The following is a 17,014-nucleotide window of genomic DNA, read 5'->3' as shown; positions in this document are numbered from 1 at the left end:
AAATATTTTTATTGATAAATTTACTTTCACGTCTTACTAATATGGGCAGACGTCAATAATCCACACAGAAATCTATTAAGACAGTCTATTAAACAGGAAAAACAATAGGCCGATGCACGGCAACGTCTACACCCACCACATCGTCAATCTTGAAGGGCAATAACTCTCTGACTAAAGCCGACACAGTGCGACCTGAGTCCAGTTGCAGATTATAACGCGTAGCCTCGCCCATAAACTCCCGAGACAGTACCCGTGCTTTGGTGTGCGCTTTGGTATGAGCTTCAGTACAAACAACCGGTGAAATATCCGCCGGGCGAATAAACAGATTGACCGACTGCTGTGCTGCTAATAATATCGGTTCGGCTAAGAGAGGCTCAGCAAATTCCAACAGGCCCAGCTCTGTCTGCACGCGGGTGGGTGATACACAAACTCCCGCAAATAATTCACCTTCACCGACAAATTTTGCCACCTGTACTGTTTCCGGCTGGTAGTAAAGTGATTCAGCGGTGCCCCATTGTTGCAGTTTACCATCCGCTAAAATACCCAGCACATCGCTGATGACAAAAGCTTCTTCCTGATCATGTGTTACCACCACCGCCGCAATTCCCTGCTGTTTAATAATATCTCTTACCTCTAACGAGAGCTCTTTACGCATCTCAGTGTCCAGATTAGAAAACGGCTCATCCATTAACAACAAACGTGGCCGTGAAGCTAACGCGCGGGCCAATGCAACACGCTGCTGCTGTCCGCCAGAAAGCTCGTGGGGATAACGCTTTGACAGATCCGGCAAGCGTACCAGCTCCAGCATCGATAAAATAATAGCATTTCTTTCTATGCGGTTTTTACTCTTCAAGCCAAAGGCAATATTATCGGCGACACTGAGGTGAGGAAAAAGCGCATAATCCTGAAACACCATGCCCATCTGACGCTTTTCCGGTGGCAAGGTGGCAGCCATCGAAGAGATTTCACTCCCCTGCATCACAATAGAGCCTGCAGCAACCGTATTAAAACCCGCTAATGCGCGCAATAATGTGGTTTTTCCACAACCACTCGGCCCTAACAAACAAGCGATCTCACCCTCTTTGATTGAAAAACTCACCTCACTAACGATCAGATGATCAGCATACGCGCAAGAAAGGGATTCTACTGTTAACAAAGGTGTAGAAAGCTGTTCAGGAAAGGACGCAGAAGCAGCAGAATGCAATGAAGAGTTCCGTGAAGACATGAAAAAAAACCAGATAGGAAAAATAAGAAAGTTTATAATAAATGAAAATAAGAATCATTTATAGCGCTAATCAAACACTGCATTTATACCAAAAATAGCACCACAAATCACACGGAATCTTGTATCAACTGAAAATAATATGGCCAATTGAAAGACTCTCCCGGATCTGTTTTTCGCTCAGGTGCAATATCAAGATGTCCGATGATCGAGTCCAGACCAATACACGGATAAGCCTTCTGAATAGCCGACGTCACAGCAGCTAAGACACTGTATTGCGAGAAACTATAAGGCAATGTATCCGTGCCTTCCATCTCAATGCCGATAGAGAAATCATTACAATTTTCACGCCCCTGAAAACAAGAAACGCCGGCATGCCAGGCCCTATCATTCAAATTAACAAACTGGGTAACGCCACCATCCCGCGCAATGAGCAGATGCGCCGATACGGTCGCATCGGCAATGGTTGCAAAGTAGGGATGATCGGCTACGGGTAAACAGTTCTGAAAAAAGGCTTCAATATAGCCATTCTCAAACTGCGCTGGCGGCAAACTGATATTATGGATCACCAGCAAATCAATATCGGCATCGACCACACGCGCATTATAATTAGGAGAAGGGCACCAGCGGCTGCCTGACAAACGCCCGTTATCGATTTTAAATGCTGTTTTCAACACACTACCCTACTCGCTTTGATGCTATTCGTTTAAAATATAAAGCTTAAAATAAAAACGCTCAAAGATTACGGCTAAAATCGTCATCATTAAAAGCTGATATTTTAGCCTAGCCTGTAATGTTTATAGCGCTCTTTATTCAAATTATACCATCATGGCCCGGATCACTATGCTAACAATCACTGACCTGCACTCTACTATTCACGCCAACGTTACCATCGCACTAGCAGAAGATGTGGGTAATGGCGATATTACGGCACAACTGATCCCTGCAACGCAACAAGCAACGGCACGTGTCATTTCGCGTGAGCCGGCAGTGATTAGTGGTGTAGCCTGGGTTGAAGAAGTGTTTCGTCAGGTAGATCCTGCCATGCAGATTCAATGGCAGGTAAAAGATGGAGAACGCGTTAACGCCAATCAGGTATTGTTTACGGCTACTGGCGCGGCACGCTCACTGCTCACAGCCGAGCGCTGCGCCCTTAACTTTTTACAAACACTCTCCGGCACCGCCACGATAAGCCAGCACTACGCCGATAAGGTTGCGTCCACCGCTGTGCGCTTACTGGATACCCGCAAAACTATTCCCGGCCTTAGGATGGCACAAAAGTATGCCGTCACCTGCGGCGGTTGCTTTAACCATCGCCTTGGTCTTTATGATGCTTTTCTAATTAAAGAAAACCACATAATGGCCTGTGGTGGTATTGCACAAGCGATAGACACTGCACATAGAACCGCACCCGGCAAACTAGTAGAAGTGGAAGTGGAATCACTGCCACAGTTGCAACAAGCACTGGCTGCCAAAGCAGATATCATTATGTTGGATAACTTCACATTGGAACAGATGCGCGAAGCGGTCGCGATTAATAATGCACTCGAAAAAAATGCACAGGCCAAACTCGAAGCCTCGGGCAATATCACCGATGCAACTTTACTACCGATTGCTCAGACGGGAGTGGATTATATCTCCATTGGCGCACTGACCAAACACTGTCAGGCTATCGATCTGTCGTTGCGGTTAATCTGAAGGGCTGTGGGGATGGTTTAAAACTCAGTTTTTGATGTGAGCGAGTTTGCTCACATCAAGTTTCCTTAAATATAACGGTTATCTTACTCACACTTAGCCGCGCCCAGTTTGCTCCAGTCATCTGATTTCTGGATTTTCACTACATCATAAATCTCGATTAGCAAACCCGATACCGGTAAAGAGCGTCCATTCAGTAATGCGCAGGCTTGTTTAGCCGCTTCATCACCGGTCACACCTGCAGAAGCGATACCTAAGGCCAGAATTTTATCATCACTCCACCATACCGGTCGCGCGGGAAACAACGGATCATCCAACAAGGTTTGCTCTATGCGGCTTTTAACGTCCGGAGGCAATAGTTTTGTTGTTTGGTTGATGTAAAGTGTGACTGCTACACAAGCAGCTATAAGGAGGATAATTATAGTTCGTTTCATATTGTTGTTTCTATTATCTATCTGAAAAAAATAATTATACGTTGAAATCAGAATTGAAACAAAAGGAAGCTATATAAGCCTCTGAAATTACGATGAGCTTATGTTGAATTCGCGGACTACTGAAACCCACAAAATTAAAATTTAACTATGACCGATACAAATGATCCAAACACATGGTCAAGTTAAGCTCGTTCGACAATACAGATAAACCTAACAGGAACTGAACGGGCTGGCTTTTATCTTACTCCATTAAAAAGCCCCTGCAGATTTGCAGGGGCTTTTTTTAGGTATTAGAGTAATGAACTACCCCTAAAACATTAAATTATGGAGTACAAGTACTTGGCAACCAAGCTGTTGTTGCAGTACCTGATGCTCCACCTGTACAAACCCATTCTGTAATAGCAAAGCCGGCAAGGAAGTTCGCTGCAGTTGCTGCTCCACTTCCTTGCGGAGTTAAAGTAATAGTTAAACCAGCTATGTCAGATGCACCCGTAGCAAGAACCACACCAGCATCACTGACAGCTACGCTCGTTACAAATTTAGTAACAGTACTAGCATCGCATGAACTAGGATCCGCACCTACCTGCGCTCTCTCCGTGACACAGGTTCTGGCCGTACTAGCTGCAAGCATAAGTTCTGTAGCCTTAGCGCGCCCTGTGTAATCCTGATAAGCAGGCAAAGCAATCGCTGCCAAAATACCGATAATCGCAACAACGATCATCAGCTCGATCAATGTAAAACCCTGTTGTTTTTTCATGTTTCTCATGCGTGCTTCCCCAGCAATTTTTAAATAATTTTCAAATAATTTTTGAATATAAGCCAAAGCAAAATCAAACTAGATTTATCCAGATCCCCTATACCCCTTGTATCAGTAGTACTTAACAAGCAGTTTAGACCAGCTTTTTGTTTTTTCCACAAATACAGGACAAAAAACTGATATAAATCGCGTACTGCTTAACTATGCTTTAAACCGATGGCCCAAGTAATGTTGAAAACGGTATTTTAGCCTATAATTATTAATGACATGTGAATATAGTACATCTAAGAGTGCATAAGCCTTAGTCGTCCAGTGAATAAATATATTGCTGAGAATGGCGCCATTAAAGGGCACTATAAAGGAAAAGGAAACAATGAAGGATAAAGAATGCAGAGTCAGCAGCCTTTAAGTGGTTTGGCCAGACGGCTGGTTAAAGACGGTGTGTTTTCCGCTGAGGTTGCGCGAGACGCCATCGAAAAAGCCCGCACTTCACAAAAGCCTTTCATCAGTCATATTATTGACGAGCGTTTGGTCAGTGCGCATCGTGCCGCCAGCGCGGCATCTGATGAATTTGGTTTACCTTTATTAGACCTTAACTGCATCAATACAGATTCGATTCCTCAGGGGTTGGTCGCCGATAGTTTAATTTCCAAGCACCATGCGATACCTCTGGTGAAACGCGACAATCGTCTTTATGTTGCCCTCGCCGATCCTACTAATATTCAGGCTCTTGACGAGTTCAAATTCCATACCGGTATCACTACCGAAGGCATTATCGTAGAAGAGGATAAACTTAAACTGTTTATTGATGCTTTTCTGGATGGCCAGGATTCAGCATTAGAAGAGCTTGACGATGCCGATTTAGACACGCTGGAAATTGACGATGGCAACATTAATGAAGAGGAAGAACAAAGTAGTGAAGATGCTTCCAAGGATGCCCCTATTGTTCGCTTTGTTAACAAAATCCTCTTGGACTGCATCAAAAAAGGCGCCTCTGATATTCACTTTGAACCTTACGAAAAAACCTACCGTATCCGCAGTCGCGTCGATGGTATTTTGCAAGAGATCGCTAAACCCCCTAACAACTTAGCCAAGCGCTTATCGGCACGTTTGAAAGTCATGTCTCAAATGGATATATCTGAAAGACGAATGCCACAAGATGGCCGTATTAAGATGAAAATATCGAAAAACAGGTCGATCGATTTTCGTGTTAATACACTGCCGACATTATGGGGCGAAAAAATCGTGCTGCGTATTCTCGATCCATCCAGTGCGAAAATGGGTGTTGATGCGCTCGGCTTCAGTCCTATTCAAAACGAACTGTATATGAGCACCCTGCATAAACCGCAGGGTATGATTCTGGTGACAGGCCCGACCGGTAGCGGTAAAACCGTGACGCTTTATACCGGGCTGAATATTCTCAACACACCTGAGCTGAATATCTCTACCGCAGAAGATCCGGTCGAGATTAACCTGGAAGGGATTAATCAGGTACATGTTAACGCAAAAGTCGGCCTGACTTTTGCGGAAGCGCTGCGCTCTTTCCTGCGACAAGATCCCGACGTGGTCATGGTAGGGGAGATTCGCGACCTTGAAACCGCTGAAATAGCGATAAAGGCCGCACAAACCGGACACATGGTATTATCTACACTGCATACCAACAGCGCGCCGGAAACCCTCACTCGTTTACGTAATATGGGCGTGGCGTCGTTTAACGTAGCCACCTCTGTCAGTTTGATTATCGCCCAACGCTTAGCACGGCGTTTGTGTGAACCTTGTAAACGACCCGCCAACATCCCTGAAGCCGCGCTGATTGAAGAAGGATTTTCACCCGAGCAGTTGCAGAACATCAATCTGTATGAAGCCAACCCTGACGGCTGTTCTAAGTGCACCCGGGGTTATAAAGGCCGTGTTGGTATTTATGAAATGCTACTCATGACACCTGAGATTGCCGAAATAATTATGAATAATGGGTCATCCATTGATATAACCCGTATTGCTAAAGGTCAGGGGTTCAGGACACTGCGCCAGACCGGCTTGGATAAAGTCGCCGAAGGCCTGACCAGTCTGGATGAGATGAACCGCGTTATTAAAAGCTGATAATCTGACTATTAATAGCTTGGCACTTTATAGATTGATATCTGACAGCCTGAAAAATTGATAGCCTGACAAACTGATAGAGAGCCGATCAACATGGCAGTAAAACAGAAAAAGTCCGCCACCTTTAGCTGGCAAGGTAAAGATAAAAGCGGTAACACCAGTAAAGGAAAGATAGACGCACCTGATGTAGCGACAGCCAAAGCTCTGTTGCGAAAACAGGGCATCTTACCCAAAAAAGTAGCGAAAGAGTCGTCTTTTTCTTTGTTTAGTGATAAAGGAAAAGCAATTAAGCCAATGGATATCGCTTATTTTACCCGCCAGATCGCTACCATGATGCGTGCGGGTGTGCCGCTGATACAAGGTATGGATATTGTGGCCAACGGTGTCGAGAAAACCAAAGTTAAGGAGTTAATTTTCGACATCCGCTCCGCTGTCAATGGCGGTCAGGATTTTGCCCAATCGCTTGCCGACCATCCGAAATATTTTGATGATTTATATTGCAGCCTTGTTAGTGCTGGCGAACAATCTGGCGCGCTGGAAACCATGCTGGACCGTATCGCGACCTATAAAGAAAAAGTTGAATCCCTGAAGAAAAAAATCAAAAAAGCCATGACCTACCCCGCAGCTGTATTAATTGTGGGTATTATTGTCTCTGCTATCTTGCTGGTTAAAGTAGTACCACAATTTGAAAGTATTTTTTCCAGTTTTGGTGCGGAACTTCCGGCCTTTACTCAGTTTGTAGTCGGCCTTTCTGAAATTGCACAGGATTACTGGTTTATTGCATTGATTGCCGTAATGCTAACCGGTTTCTTATTTACCAAAGCAATAGAAAAATCACAAAAATTTGCAGATTTTATTGATAGAAGTGTACTCAAACTTCCTGTACTCGGCCAGGTACTTCATAAAGCGGCGATCGCCCGTTTTGCCCGCACATTAGCCACCACCTTTGCTGCCGGCGTACCCTTGGTTAACGCACTGGATTCCGCCTCCGGCGCTTCGGGTAATGTTGTCTATCGTAATGCGATTATTCAAATCCGAAACGGTGTTTCTACAGGACAGTCGTTACAGAATGCGGTGATTATGACAGGAATATTCCCTAATATGGCAGTGCAGATGATCGCCATTGGAGAAGAAGCCGGATCTTTAGATATGATGCTGGATAAAGTCGCCAGTTTTTACGAAGAAGAGGTGGACAATGCCGTCGATAATCTTTCCAGTCTGATGGAGCCTATGATTATGTCCATTTTGGGTGTATTGGTTGGCGGCTTGGTGATTGCTATGTATTTGCCGATTTTCCAGCTTGGGAATGTCGTGTAGAAACCTACCTGAGTTCTTATTATTGTTTCAAAATCCATCTCATTTTACGACATTACCCTTGGTGAAATTCTTAATATGATACCCCTGATAGATTGGCTGACCGGTGAACCGCTGTATGCGGCTATATTCACCTTCGTTTTTTCATTATTAATTGGTAGCTTTCTTAATGTTGTGATCTACCGTATTCCTGTGATGATGGAACGGGAATGGCAGGACAGCATTCGGGAAGGCATTGAAGAAAAAAAAGAAAATAGTGAACAATCCGCACCCTTCAACCTATCGCATCCGGCATCCACCTGTCCTGCTTGCCAGCATAGAATCCGCTGGTATGAAAACATTCCGGTAATCAGCTACCTGTTTTTGAGAGGAAAATGCGCCTCCTGCAAGACATCTATCTCTTTACGCTACCCGGTGATTGAACTGTTAACCGCCGTTTTGAGCGTTGTTGTTATTTATCAGTTTGGTTTCACTGTGTACGGTCTTGCCGCAGTTGTCTTTACCTGGTGCTTAATCGCGTTAACCTTTATTGATACTGATCATCAACTACTACCCGATCGAATTACTCTGCCTCTGTTATGGCTCGGTTTACTGATCAACGCACAAAACAGCTTTGCCTCTTTAGAATCAGCAGTATGGGGTGCAGCCTTGGGCTACCTTAGCCTTTGGCTTGTCTACTGGGGGTTCAAGCTGGCGACTGGCAAAGAAGGCATGGGCTATGGTGATTTCAAGTTACTGGCCGCTTTAGGTGCATGGTGTGGCGCAACTGCCCTGCCTTTAATCATTTTACTCTCTTCAGTTAGCGGTGTTATTCTGGCGGTGCTATTAATGATATTTAAGCGGCACGATGCCCAGAACCCTCTACCCTTTGGGCCATATCTTGCCATTGCAGGCTGGATAGCGTTGTTATGGGGCGACCAGATAACAACGGCTTATCTGCTCTTTTTATCATAAGCTTTTTTAACATAAGCTGTTTATTCGAATTTAAATAAGCAGCTTTTATAAGTATCTATAATATCGGATATCAGGTTTTTTATTATGTTGGTTGTTGGATTAACAGGTGGGATCGGCTGTGGAAAAAGTGCTGCTTCTGCACAGTTTGAAACACAGGGACGTGCTATTATTGACGCCGATATTGTTGCACGTGAAGTCGTGGAACCCGGCGAAATAGCACTGAAAAAAATAGTGGATAAGTTTGGACCCAGCGTGCTTTCAGACAATGGAGCACTGGATCGGGCAAGCCTCAGAGAAACAGTTTTTTCTGATATTAAGTCACGCGAATGGCTGGAACAGCTACTGCATCCTATTATTCGCCATCGTATTATGGAAAAAATTGAAACTGCCAATCAGAAAGACCAGGGCAATAGCCCTTATATCATTCTGGTATCGCCTCTTTTATTAGAAACGGACCAGCACAAAATGGTTGATCATATTGTCGTGATAGATGTGCCAGAAAGCCTGCAAATAGAGCGAGCCAAATCCCGCGACGGTAATAATGAAGATCAGATAAAACGCATCATGGCGGCCCAACTTCCCCGCCAGTCGCGGCTGGATTTAGCAGACACTGTACTGGATAATAGCGGCACACCGAATCATCTGCACAATCAGATCAAGTTACTTGATCTTAAATTGCGTGAATTAGCAGCAACAGAGTATCGAACATGAAAAAAATCAAATGCCCACAATGCGCAGGCCCGTCACTCTGGGATCCGTCCAATAGCTCCCGTCCTTTTTGTAGCGATCGCTGCAAACTAATTGACTTAGGCGCCTGGGCTAGCGAAGAATATAAGATTCCGCAACAGCCATCAGATGAATTTGATGACGACTATAGCGGTAGTGATGTAATCAATAGCAATTCGCAACTTACGTCCACCATGCATTAATAGCCGCCATCCCCTGGGCGCCCAGGGTTCGGACGAGTGCAAGGTCCACGGCCTTCATTCCACCGAGCAAGAAAACCGGCAGCGGCGTTTCTGACACCATCATTTTAGCGGCTTCCCAGCCTAATGGCTCAGTGCCTGGATGAGTATCGGTGTTGTTCAACGGTGATAATGTGACGTAGTCACACTGCAGCGCTACAGCTTGGTTCAGTTCTTCCTGCGTATGGCAGGAAGCCCCCAAAAAACGTCCGGTAAAGACCTCTCTGTGTGATAGCGCCATCAAGCGCTCTGAGGATAGATGCACGGATTCCGCTTGCAGCTCATTTGCCAAAGCCACCGAACAATTCAGCGTCAGTAATTTACTCTGCATCATTTTATGGTTCTGTAATGTTACGACCCATCGAGCAAACTGAGTTGCTGTTAACTGCTTTTGTCTTAACATAACCCATTGTAGATCATGCTTACCTAACGCTGTTTCTATACCTTGCAGGCAGGCCAAAGCGGTCTCGCATGAAGGTGTAATCAAGAGACGTTCGGGCAATAAGACTGCATTCAATATCGGTTTATTCGCCGCAGGGAAAGCATAACTATCGAGTTCACTGATGGGCACCCAGCGGACTTCCTGCCCTTCCCTCCCCCGCGCCTTTCCAGCAAATTCCGTGACACGAAATACATCCAGAAAAACCGACTTATCAGGATAGTGATAGGGTATTTGTATCAGCGGTTCAGACTGTACAACCTGAATACCTATCTCTTCATCAAGCTCCCGCGCAAGTGCGGTTTCGGATGACTCACCTGACTCCACCTTACCACCAGGAAACTCCCAAAGACCTCCCTGATGCTTATCATCAGGGCGCTTTGCCAGAAAAACATTTCCTTTAGCGTCTTCAATAACAGCAGCGGCGACATGAATCAGTTTTCGATTACGCTCCTGACTCACGCCTTCTATTGACCGTGCATCTGGATTCAGACACTTTTTCTGGCTAGCCGTAGTTAGAAGTACAGGTACAGCCATTAGCTACGGTAATCGGCATTAATGGTGACATAGTCAACCGAAAGATCCGTCGTCCATACGGTTTCGCTAATATCACCACGGTTTAATATGATCTTAATAAGGATATTTTCCTGGCTCATCACCTTCTTGCCTGCCGCTTCTGTATAGCTATCTGCACGTCCGCCTTTCTCAACAATGCAGACATCATCCAGATAGATCTGCAAATTATCCAATTGCAGATTTTCAATACCAGCCCGGCCCACGGCTGCCAGAATCCGACCCCAGTTAGGATCACTAGCGAACAACGCGGTTTTAACCAAAGGAGAATGCGCAACGGTATAAGCTGTCGCTAACGCTTCTTTTTGTGTAGCTGCAGACTCAACACAAATCGTGACCAGTTTAGTAGCACCTTCACCATCTTTTACAATAGCCAGCGACAACTCTAGCATCACCTGATGTAATGCATCTTTAAACAGACGATACAACGTCTCGTTTTCTTTGCTGATAACAACACCAGACTTGCCCGTAGCAATGAGCATGCAGGAGTCATTAGTAGAGGTGTCGCCATCAATAGTAATACGATTGAACGTAAGGTCAGCAGCCTCTTTCAACAAAGCCTGCAGTAGCTCAGCATCAACGACTGCGTCTGTAGCAGCAAAGCCCAACATAGTCGCCATATTGGGCATAATCATACCGGCACCTTTCGAGATACCGGTTAACGTAATTGTTTGCCCTTCATACGAAAATTGTACGCACGCCCCTTTAGGCCGTGTATCCGTAGTCATAATACCTGATGCGGCTTCCGCCCAGAGGTTGTCGTTTAAATTCGCCAATGCCGCCGGCAAAGCGCTGACAATTTTATCGACGGGAAGCGACTCACCGATAACACCGGTAGAAAAAGGCAGAATATCTTCGCGAGTAACGCCAACGGCTTCAGCTAATGCGCTGCAGCAGGCGTAACCATCCTGCATACCTTGCGCACCGGTACCGGCATTTGCATTACCGGTATTGATTAATAAATAGCGGTTAGCTCCCTGTCTAAGATGTTCTTTAGAAATAATAACAGGGGCGGCGCAAAATGCATTTTGTGTAAACACGCCAGCCAGCGTGGCCTGCTCAGCTATTTCTAAAACAACGACATCCTTGCGACCAGGCTTTTTAATGCCCGCTGAAGCAATGCCCAAACGCACACCGTTAATCGGATGAAGTACAGGTAATATTGCAGGACCGACCGCCATTTTATTTTCCTCTTAAAGAAAAGAAAGCAGCCAACGCTGCTTTCTTTCATCTATCATTATTGATGTTCTTAATTTAGCTAAATCGTTTAGCTTAATTGTCCGTGACACTGTTTGTATTTTTTGCCCGAACCACAAGGACAAGGCTCATTACGCCCGACCTTACGCTCGTCTCTGACGAATGTTTCGGGTGTATCAGATTCATTTTCCAGGCTTTTTGTATCAGTGTCATTTTTCGGGCTTTTTTCAGCAAATCCAGACTCACTTGAATGCTCGAAGCTCATTTCCTGTTGTGCTAACTGTTCACGACGCTGCTGCTCAATAACCTCGACCTCTTCAGGCATCTGAACCTGAACATGGCTGAGGATTTTAATCACATCGCGTTTAATATTTTCCAATAACTCCTGAAACAGAGCAAACGATTCACGCTTATATTCTTGTTTCGGATTTTTCTGCGCATAGCCACGTAGATGAATACCCTGGCGTAGATGATCCATGGTTTGAAGGTGTTCTTTCCAGAGAGTGTCGAGCACCTGAAGCATGACCTGCTTTTCAAACAAACGAATACTTTTCTCGCCAGCGATGGCTTCTTTTGCTTCGTAAGCAGCACTGATTTCGCTCTGAATTTTTACACGTAAGGTTTCTTCATGTAATGAGCTATCTTCGTCAAGCCACTGCTGTATCGGCAGGTTTAGCGCAAACTCTGCTTCCAGAGCACGCTCAAGACTTCCAACATCCCATTGTTCAGCCAGGCTCTGCGGTTGAATATGATTACTGATAGAGTTATCGATAACCTCTTCACGAATAGCTTTAATGGTTTCAGAGATATCCTCTGCGGCCATCAACTCATTACGCTGATTATAGATTACCGTACGCTGATCATTCGCCACATCATCATATTCCAGCAATGATTTACGAATATCAAAGTTACGCCCTTCTACTTTACGTTGTGCTTTTTCAATCGCATTGGACACCATTTTGTGTTCAATCGCTTCACCTTTTTCCATACCCAACGCTTGCATAAAGCCACGCACGCGGTCAGAGGCAAAGATGCGCATCAAATCATCTTCCAATGACAAGAAGAAACGTGAAGAACCAGGGTCACCCTGTCGACCTGCACGGCCACGCAACTGATTATCGATACGGCGAGATTCATGACGCTCGGTACCAATAATATGTAAACCACCCGCCGCTAATACCTGCGTATTACGCTGCTCCCAATCGGCTGTCGCTGCTGCAATATCGGCTTCTGTTGGGTTTTCAAGCAGTGAGATTTCAAGCTCCAGCTTTCCTCCCAGCGTAATATCGGTACCACGGCCTGCCATGTTGGTTGCAATCGTCACCGCACCCGGACGACCCGCTTCGGCGATGATGATCGCTTCACGTTCATGGTTTTTAGCATTTAATACATTATGTTGAACATTGGCTTTATTAAGGTAATTTGAGATTAACTCAGACGATTCAACAGAAGCCGTACCGACAAGAACCGGCTGGCCATGCTCACGGCAGGCAGCGATCTCTTTAATAATGGCATCATACTTTTCTTCCATTGACAGAAAAATAATATCATTTGAATCGATACGCGCTACCGGACGGTTCGGAGGTATAACAATAACATCCAATGCATAAGTCTGACGCAACTCGAACGCTTCGGTATCGGCTGTTCCGGTCATACCTGCCAGCTTGCCGTATAAACGGAAGTAATTCTGGAAAGTCGTCGATGCCAGCGTTTGGCTTTCAAGCTGTATAGCGACACCTTCTTTGGCTTCTACTGCCTGATGCAGGCCTTCAGACCAGCGCCGTCCCGGCATGATACGACCGGTATGTTCATCAACAATCACTACCTGACCATCCTGAACAATATAATCTTTATCACGCTGAAAAAGGTTGTGCGCACGCAACGCCGCCAACACATGGTGCAGACGATTCAGGTTATGCGGTGCATACAGGCTTTCACCTTCGGCCAGAATGCCTTCCTTCGTCAGCAAGTCTTCAATCACCTGATGACCCGCTTCAGTCAGTTCAACTGTTCGACTTTTCTCATCAACAACAAAGTGTTCGTTAATTACTTGCTCGGTATCTTTTACATCAATCTCACCATCGAAACGCAACAAGTTAGGAATCAACAGATTCACTTTCTCGTACATTGCAGAGCTATCTTCCGCAGGACCAGAGATAATCAGCGGAGTACGCGCCTCATCAATCAGGATAGAATCCACCTCATCAACTACCGCGTAGTGAAAGTCCCGCTGCACTTTTTCTGCCGGACTGAAAGCCATGTTGTCACGCAGATAATCGAAACCGAACTCGTTGTTAGTACCATAGGTAATATCCGCAGCATACGCCGCACGTTTAATCTCAGGATCCTGACGGGATAAAGCCACACCCACCGTCAAACCCAGCGCTTCATACAATGGACGCATCCATTCAGCGTCGCGGCTAGCCAGATAGTCGTTGACGGTAACGAGGTGAACGCCTTTACCTTCTAATGCATTCAGGTAGACAGCCAAGGTTGCCACCAGCGTTTTACCTTCACCGGTACGCATCTCTGCAACATTACCTTCATGCAGTGTAATACCACCAATCATCTGCACGTCAAAGTGGCGTAAATTCATTGAGCGCTTAGAAGCCTCACGCACCAAGGCAAAAGCTTCAGGAAGAATGTCTTCCAGTGAAGTGCCATTCGCGACCTGTTGTTTGAAATCCTCCGTTTTCGCTTTTATGTCAGCATCGGTCAGTTTTTCGATCTCTTCTTCAAACGCATTGATCAGCTTAACCAGCTTTCCCATACGCTTTAATTCTCGGTCGTTTTTGTTACCAAAGACTTTTTTAAACAATGAGGTCAGCATATATTGATTATCTTTCCATAAGTTCCAGTAGCCGAAAGCGACTGTACTGTATTAATGTAAATACTATAAAAAGGGTATTCTATCTTTATTTGGGGCGAGATGGGGAATCTCAACCTCTCAATGTATAAAGTTATGATTTATCTCTCTTTATATATTAAAAAGCCGGGCTATAAGCCCGGCATTCTGTTTCTCACACTACTTAGTCCGCCAAAGCGGGCTTCTGATATGAGATTGGAGCTTTTTGCTCCTGATCTTCAAAGGTAACAATTTCCCAGGCATCTTTTGTTTCCAACAACTTATTTAACAATAAGTTGTTTAAATAATGACCTGATTTATGACCAAAAAATTCACCAATCAAACTTTTACCCAGCAGATAAAGATCACCGACTGCGTCCAATACTTTATGTTTTACAAATTCATCGTCATAACGTAAACCATCATCATTTAAGATGCGATAGTCATCGACGACAATCGCATTCTCAAGACTACCACCCAACGCAAGATTTTGTGAACGCAGATACTCAAAGTCCCGCATAAAGCCAAAGGTTCTGGCACGGCTGACTTCCTTCACAAACGAGGTACTTGAGAAGTCCAATGTGGTTTCTTTGCTACGACCTTCAAAAGCAGGATGTTCAAACTCGATACAAAAGCCCACTTTAAAGCCTTCAAAAGGACGAAAAGTTGCTGATTTCCCCTCAGAACTGACTGTCACTTCTTTTAAAACACGAATAAACTGCTTAGGAGCTTCTTGCTCCGCAATACCTGCAGACTGAATCAGGAATACAAACGGCGCAGCGCTACCATCCATAATCGGAACTTCTTCTGAACTCAGCTCAACTATCGCGTTATCTATACCTAAGCCCGCTAATGCTGACAATAAATGCTCTACGGTAGCAACACGGACGCCATCCTTGCCCAGATTTGTTGACAACGTAGTATCGACAACATTCTCTGTGCAGGCGGCAATATCAATCACTGGCTCTATATCAGTACGGCGAAAAACAATACCCGTATCAACAGGGGCCGGCTTGAGTGTTAAGTACACTTTTTGTCCGGTATGCAGACCAATTCCGGTAGCCTTAATACTGTTATTCAGAGTTCGTTGTCTGATCATGCGTCCGCCAAGTTTAAAATTTGTCCAATTGCGCAAAATAGTAACAAAATAGCACCAAACCGGCAACCAATGTTACCCGACTCTTCTCTTTAATCAGCCTGACGACGAAGGTAAGTAGGAATATCTAAGGTATCCACATCTTGCGATTTATCGTCTTTACGGTCCTGCGTTTTTGTCGGCTCCAGCAACGCTTCTTGCTTTTGTCGACGCAACACAGTGGGTAGTTCGATCTGATTAAAGTTGATCGTCCCATCCGGGCGTTTGTGCGTTGGCATCACTGTTTTCACAGGCTCAGGACGCTTATCAAAACCTGTCGCAACGACCGTCACTTTAATATCATCTTTCATTTCAGGGTCGATGACAGTACCGACAACAATAGTGGCGTCGTCAGAGGCATACTCTTCGACAATATGACCAACTTCGGTAAACTCACCCAGGCTAAGATCCAGACCGGCGGTAATATTAACCAGAATACCGCTGGCGCCTTTCAAATCCACATCTTCCAGCAGCGGGCTGTTGATCGCTGCTTCAGCAGCCACCGTGGCACGATTTTCACCACGCGCAGTACCGGTTCCCATCATCGCCATACCCATTTCAGACATCACAGTGCGTACGTCTGCAAAGTCGACGTTGATCATACCTGGGTGTGTGATCAGATCAGCAATACCTTGAACCGCACCGCGTAGCACATCATTCGCTGTGTTAAAAGCAGAAATCAGACTGCAATTTCGCCCTAGCACTTTCATCAATTTTTCATTGGGAATAATGATCAGGGAGTCAACGTTATCACGTAACTCTTTTATGCCTTCTTCAGCCAGCTTCATACGCTTGCGGCCTTCAAACGGGAAAGGCTTAGTCACCACAGCAACCGTTAGAATACCCAGCTCTCTGGCCACTTCAGCAACAATTGGCGCGGCTCCGGTTCCGGTTCCGCCACCCATACCTGCGGTGATGAAGACCATATCCGCGCCTTCCAGCAACTTAGCAATATGTTCGCGGTCTTCAATAGCTGCCTGACGACCTACGGCAGGATCCGCCCCCGCACCTAAACCTTTAGTTGTGGTACCGCCCAGCTGCAACAAACCCTTTGCAGACATCTTTGTCAGTGCCTGAGCGTCTGTGTTTACACACATAAACTCAACACCTTCGAGTTCAGTTTTGACCATGTGTTCGACGGCATTACCACCACCGCCACCCACACCGATCACTTTGATCACTGCATTTTGTGGAACACTGTCTAATAGCTCAAACATTTCGTTCTCCTGTCGGATTCCATGCCATTATTGAAATCCGACGATACGGATTAATACCACCCAGGCATCAAATGAATTAAAAATTTCCTTTCAGCCAGTCTTTAGCCCGGCTGAAGATCCCCGGCCCGAGTACGACCGGTTTTATACTGTTCTTTTTCTTACTGCGA

The 17,014-nt window shown here is 45.4% G+C and carries 15 protein-coding genes; 6 read left to right on the top strand and 9 right to left on the bottom strand.

Annotated features, from left to right (window positions below; all coding sequences use genetic code 11):
* Positions 1-88 precede the first annotated feature (88 nt).
* A complete protein-coding gene (locus Nant_RS01380) occupies positions 89-1,225 on the bottom strand; it encodes an ABC transporter ATP-binding protein (protein ID WP_054339853.1) in 1,137 nt (378 codons plus the stop codon).
* A gap of 107 nt (positions 1,226-1,332) precedes the next feature.
* Complete coding sequence (ampD, locus tag Nant_RS01375) at positions 1,333-1,899, bottom strand: 1,6-anhydro-N-acetylmuramyl-L-alanine amidase AmpD (RefSeq protein ID WP_420798921.1); 567 nt, start codon at positions 1,897-1,899, stop codon at positions 1,333-1,335.
* Between the two features lie 166 nt (positions 1,900-2,065).
* On the opposite strand from ampD, the gene nadC reads away from it, so the two are divergent.
* Positions 2,066-2,920: a carboxylating nicotinate-nucleotide diphosphorylase gene (gene nadC, locus Nant_RS01370; protein ID WP_054339852.1), complete on the top strand. Its 855-nt coding sequence runs from the start codon at positions 2,066-2,068 to the stop codon at positions 2,918-2,920.
* 83 nt (positions 2,921-3,003) lie between these two features.
* Here the strand turns inward: nadC and Nant_RS01365 are convergent, their stop codons facing one another.
* Together Nant_RS01365 and Nant_RS01360 are read right to left on the bottom strand one after the other, a co-directional pair.
* Positions 3,004-3,351, bottom strand: a complete 348-nt coding sequence (locus Nant_RS01365; protein WP_054339851.1) for a hypothetical protein — start codon at positions 3,349-3,351, stop codon at positions 3,004-3,006.
* Between the two features lie 322 nt (positions 3,352-3,673).
* The gene (locus Nant_RS01360) at positions 3,674-4,174 is read right to left on the bottom strand and encodes a pilin (protein WP_420798920.1); all 501 of its coding nucleotides are present in this window, start codon (positions 4,172-4,174) and stop codon (positions 3,674-3,676) included.
* A 321-nt stretch (positions 4,175-4,495) separates the two neighbouring features.
* Here Nant_RS01360 and pilB point away from each other — a divergent pair, with 321 nt between their 5' ends.
* The 5 genes from pilB (at position 4,496) to Nant_RS01335 (ending at position 9,405) form a co-directional block, all read left to right on the top strand.
* Positions 4,496-6,208, top strand: coding sequence for a type IV-A pilus assembly ATPase PilB (pilB, locus tag Nant_RS01355; RefSeq protein ID WP_054339850.1), 1,713 nt, complete (start codon positions 4,496-4,498; stop codon positions 6,206-6,208).
* Between the two features lie 93 nt (positions 6,209-6,301).
* On the top strand, positions 6,302-7,525 hold the full coding sequence (locus Nant_RS01350) for a type II secretion system F family protein (RefSeq protein WP_054339849.1): 1,224 nt from the start codon (positions 6,302-6,304) through the stop codon (positions 7,523-7,525).
* Positions 7,526-7,600: 75 nt separating this feature from the next.
* Entirely contained in the window at positions 7,601-8,476 is an 876-nt protein-coding gene (locus Nant_RS01345) for a prepilin peptidase (RefSeq protein WP_179078947.1), read from the top strand.
* Positions 8,477-8,560: 84 nt separating this feature from the next.
* Entirely contained in the window at positions 8,561-9,187 is a 627-nt protein-coding gene (gene coaE / locus Nant_RS01340) for a dephospho-CoA kinase (RefSeq protein WP_054339848.1), read from the top strand.
* Positions 9,184-9,405, top strand: a complete 222-nt coding sequence (locus tag Nant_RS01335; RefSeq protein WP_054339847.1) for a DNA gyrase inhibitor YacG — start codon at positions 9,184-9,186, stop codon at positions 9,403-9,405. Before coaE ends, Nant_RS01335 begins: the two co-directional genes overlap by 4 nt.
* On the opposite strand, the gene Nant_RS01330 is transcribed toward Nant_RS01335, so the two are convergent.
* The 5 genes from Nant_RS01330 to ftsZ all read right to left on the bottom strand — a co-directional run bounded on the left by Nant_RS01330 (position 9,386) and on the right by ftsZ (position 16,847).
* Positions 9,386-10,417: a Nudix family hydrolase gene (locus Nant_RS01330; protein ID WP_082400005.1), complete on the bottom strand. Its 1,032-nt coding sequence runs from the start codon at positions 10,415-10,417 to the stop codon at positions 9,386-9,388. The two genes, Nant_RS01335 and Nant_RS01330, sit on opposite strands and share 20 nt — an antisense overlap.
* Positions 10,417-11,634 (bottom strand): bifunctional glutamate N-acetyltransferase/amino-acid acetyltransferase ArgJ, encoded by a 1,218-nt coding sequence (gene argJ / locus Nant_RS01325; protein WP_054339846.1) that lies wholly within the window; start codon positions 11,632-11,634, stop codon positions 10,417-10,419. Before argJ ends, Nant_RS01330 begins: the two co-directional genes overlap by 1 nt.
* An 86-nt stretch (positions 11,635-11,720) precedes the next feature.
* Complete coding sequence (gene secA / locus Nant_RS01320) at positions 11,721-14,480, bottom strand: preprotein translocase subunit SecA (RefSeq protein ID WP_054339845.1); 2,760 nt, start codon at positions 14,478-14,480, stop codon at positions 11,721-11,723.
* 199 nt (positions 14,481-14,679) lie between these two features.
* Entirely contained in the window at positions 14,680-15,594 is a 915-nt protein-coding gene (gene lpxC / locus Nant_RS01315) for a UDP-3-O-acyl-N-acetylglucosamine deacetylase (RefSeq protein ID WP_054339844.1), read from the bottom strand.
* A gap of 89 nt (positions 15,595-15,683) precedes the next feature.
* Complete coding sequence (gene ftsZ, locus Nant_RS01310) at positions 15,684-16,847, bottom strand: cell division protein FtsZ (protein ID WP_054339843.1); 1,164 nt, start codon at positions 16,845-16,847, stop codon at positions 15,684-15,686.
* Between the last annotated feature and the right edge of the window lie 167 nt (positions 16,848-17,014).

This window comes from Neptunomonas antarctica (genome assembly GCF_001305295.1).
GTDB lineage: Bacteria > Pseudomonadota > Gammaproteobacteria > Pseudomonadales > Balneatricaceae > Neptunomonas > Neptunomonas antarctica.
The sequence above is the reverse complement of the archived record's forward strand: the minus strand, read 5'-3'. Positions and strand labels throughout refer to the sequence as shown.

Bases quoted from the DNA above. Each gene is read 5' to 3' on its own strand.
- Nant_RS01380 (WP_054339853.1), bottom strand. From the start codon at position 1,225: ATGTCTTCACGGAACTCTTCATTGCATTCTGCTGCTTCTGCGTCCTTT.
- nadC (WP_054339852.1), top strand. From the start codon at position 2,066: ATGCTAACAATCACTGACCTGCACTCTACTATTCACGCCAACGTTACC.
- Nant_RS01365 (WP_054339851.1), bottom strand. From the start codon at position 3,351: ATGAAACGAACTATAATTATCCTCCTTATAGCTGCTTGTGTAGCAGTC.
- pilB (WP_054339850.1), top strand. From the start codon at position 4,496: ATGCAGAGTCAGCAGCCTTTAAGTGGTTTGGCCAGACGGCTGGTTAAA.
- Nant_RS01350 (WP_054339849.1), top strand. From the start codon at position 6,302: ATGGCAGTAAAACAGAAAAAGTCCGCCACCTTTAGCTGGCAAGGTAAA.
- Nant_RS01345 (WP_179078947.1), top strand. From the start codon at position 7,601: ATGATACCCCTGATAGATTGGCTGACCGGTGAACCGCTGTATGCGGCT.
- coaE (WP_054339848.1), top strand. From the start codon at position 8,561: ATGTTGGTTGTTGGATTAACAGGTGGGATCGGCTGTGGAAAAAGTGCT.
- Nant_RS01335 (WP_054339847.1), top strand. From the start codon at position 9,184: ATGAAAAAAATCAAATGCCCACAATGCGCAGGCCCGTCACTCTGGGAT.
- Nant_RS01330 (WP_082400005.1), bottom strand. From the start codon at position 10,417: ATGGCTGTACCTGTACTTCTAACTACGGCTAGCCAGAAAAAGTGTCTG.
- argJ (WP_054339846.1), bottom strand. From the start codon at position 11,634: ATGGCGGTCGGTCCTGCAATATTACCTGTACTTCATCCGATTAACGGT.
- secA (WP_054339845.1), bottom strand. From the start codon at position 14,480: ATGCTGACCTCATTGTTTAAAAAAGTCTTTGGTAACAAAAACGACCGA.
- lpxC (WP_054339844.1), bottom strand. From the start codon at position 15,594: ATGATCAGACAACGAACTCTGAATAACAGTATTAAGGCTACCGGAATT.
- ftsZ (WP_054339843.1), bottom strand. From the start codon at position 16,847: ATGTTTGAGCTATTAGACAGTGTTCCACAAAATGCAGTGATCAAAGTG.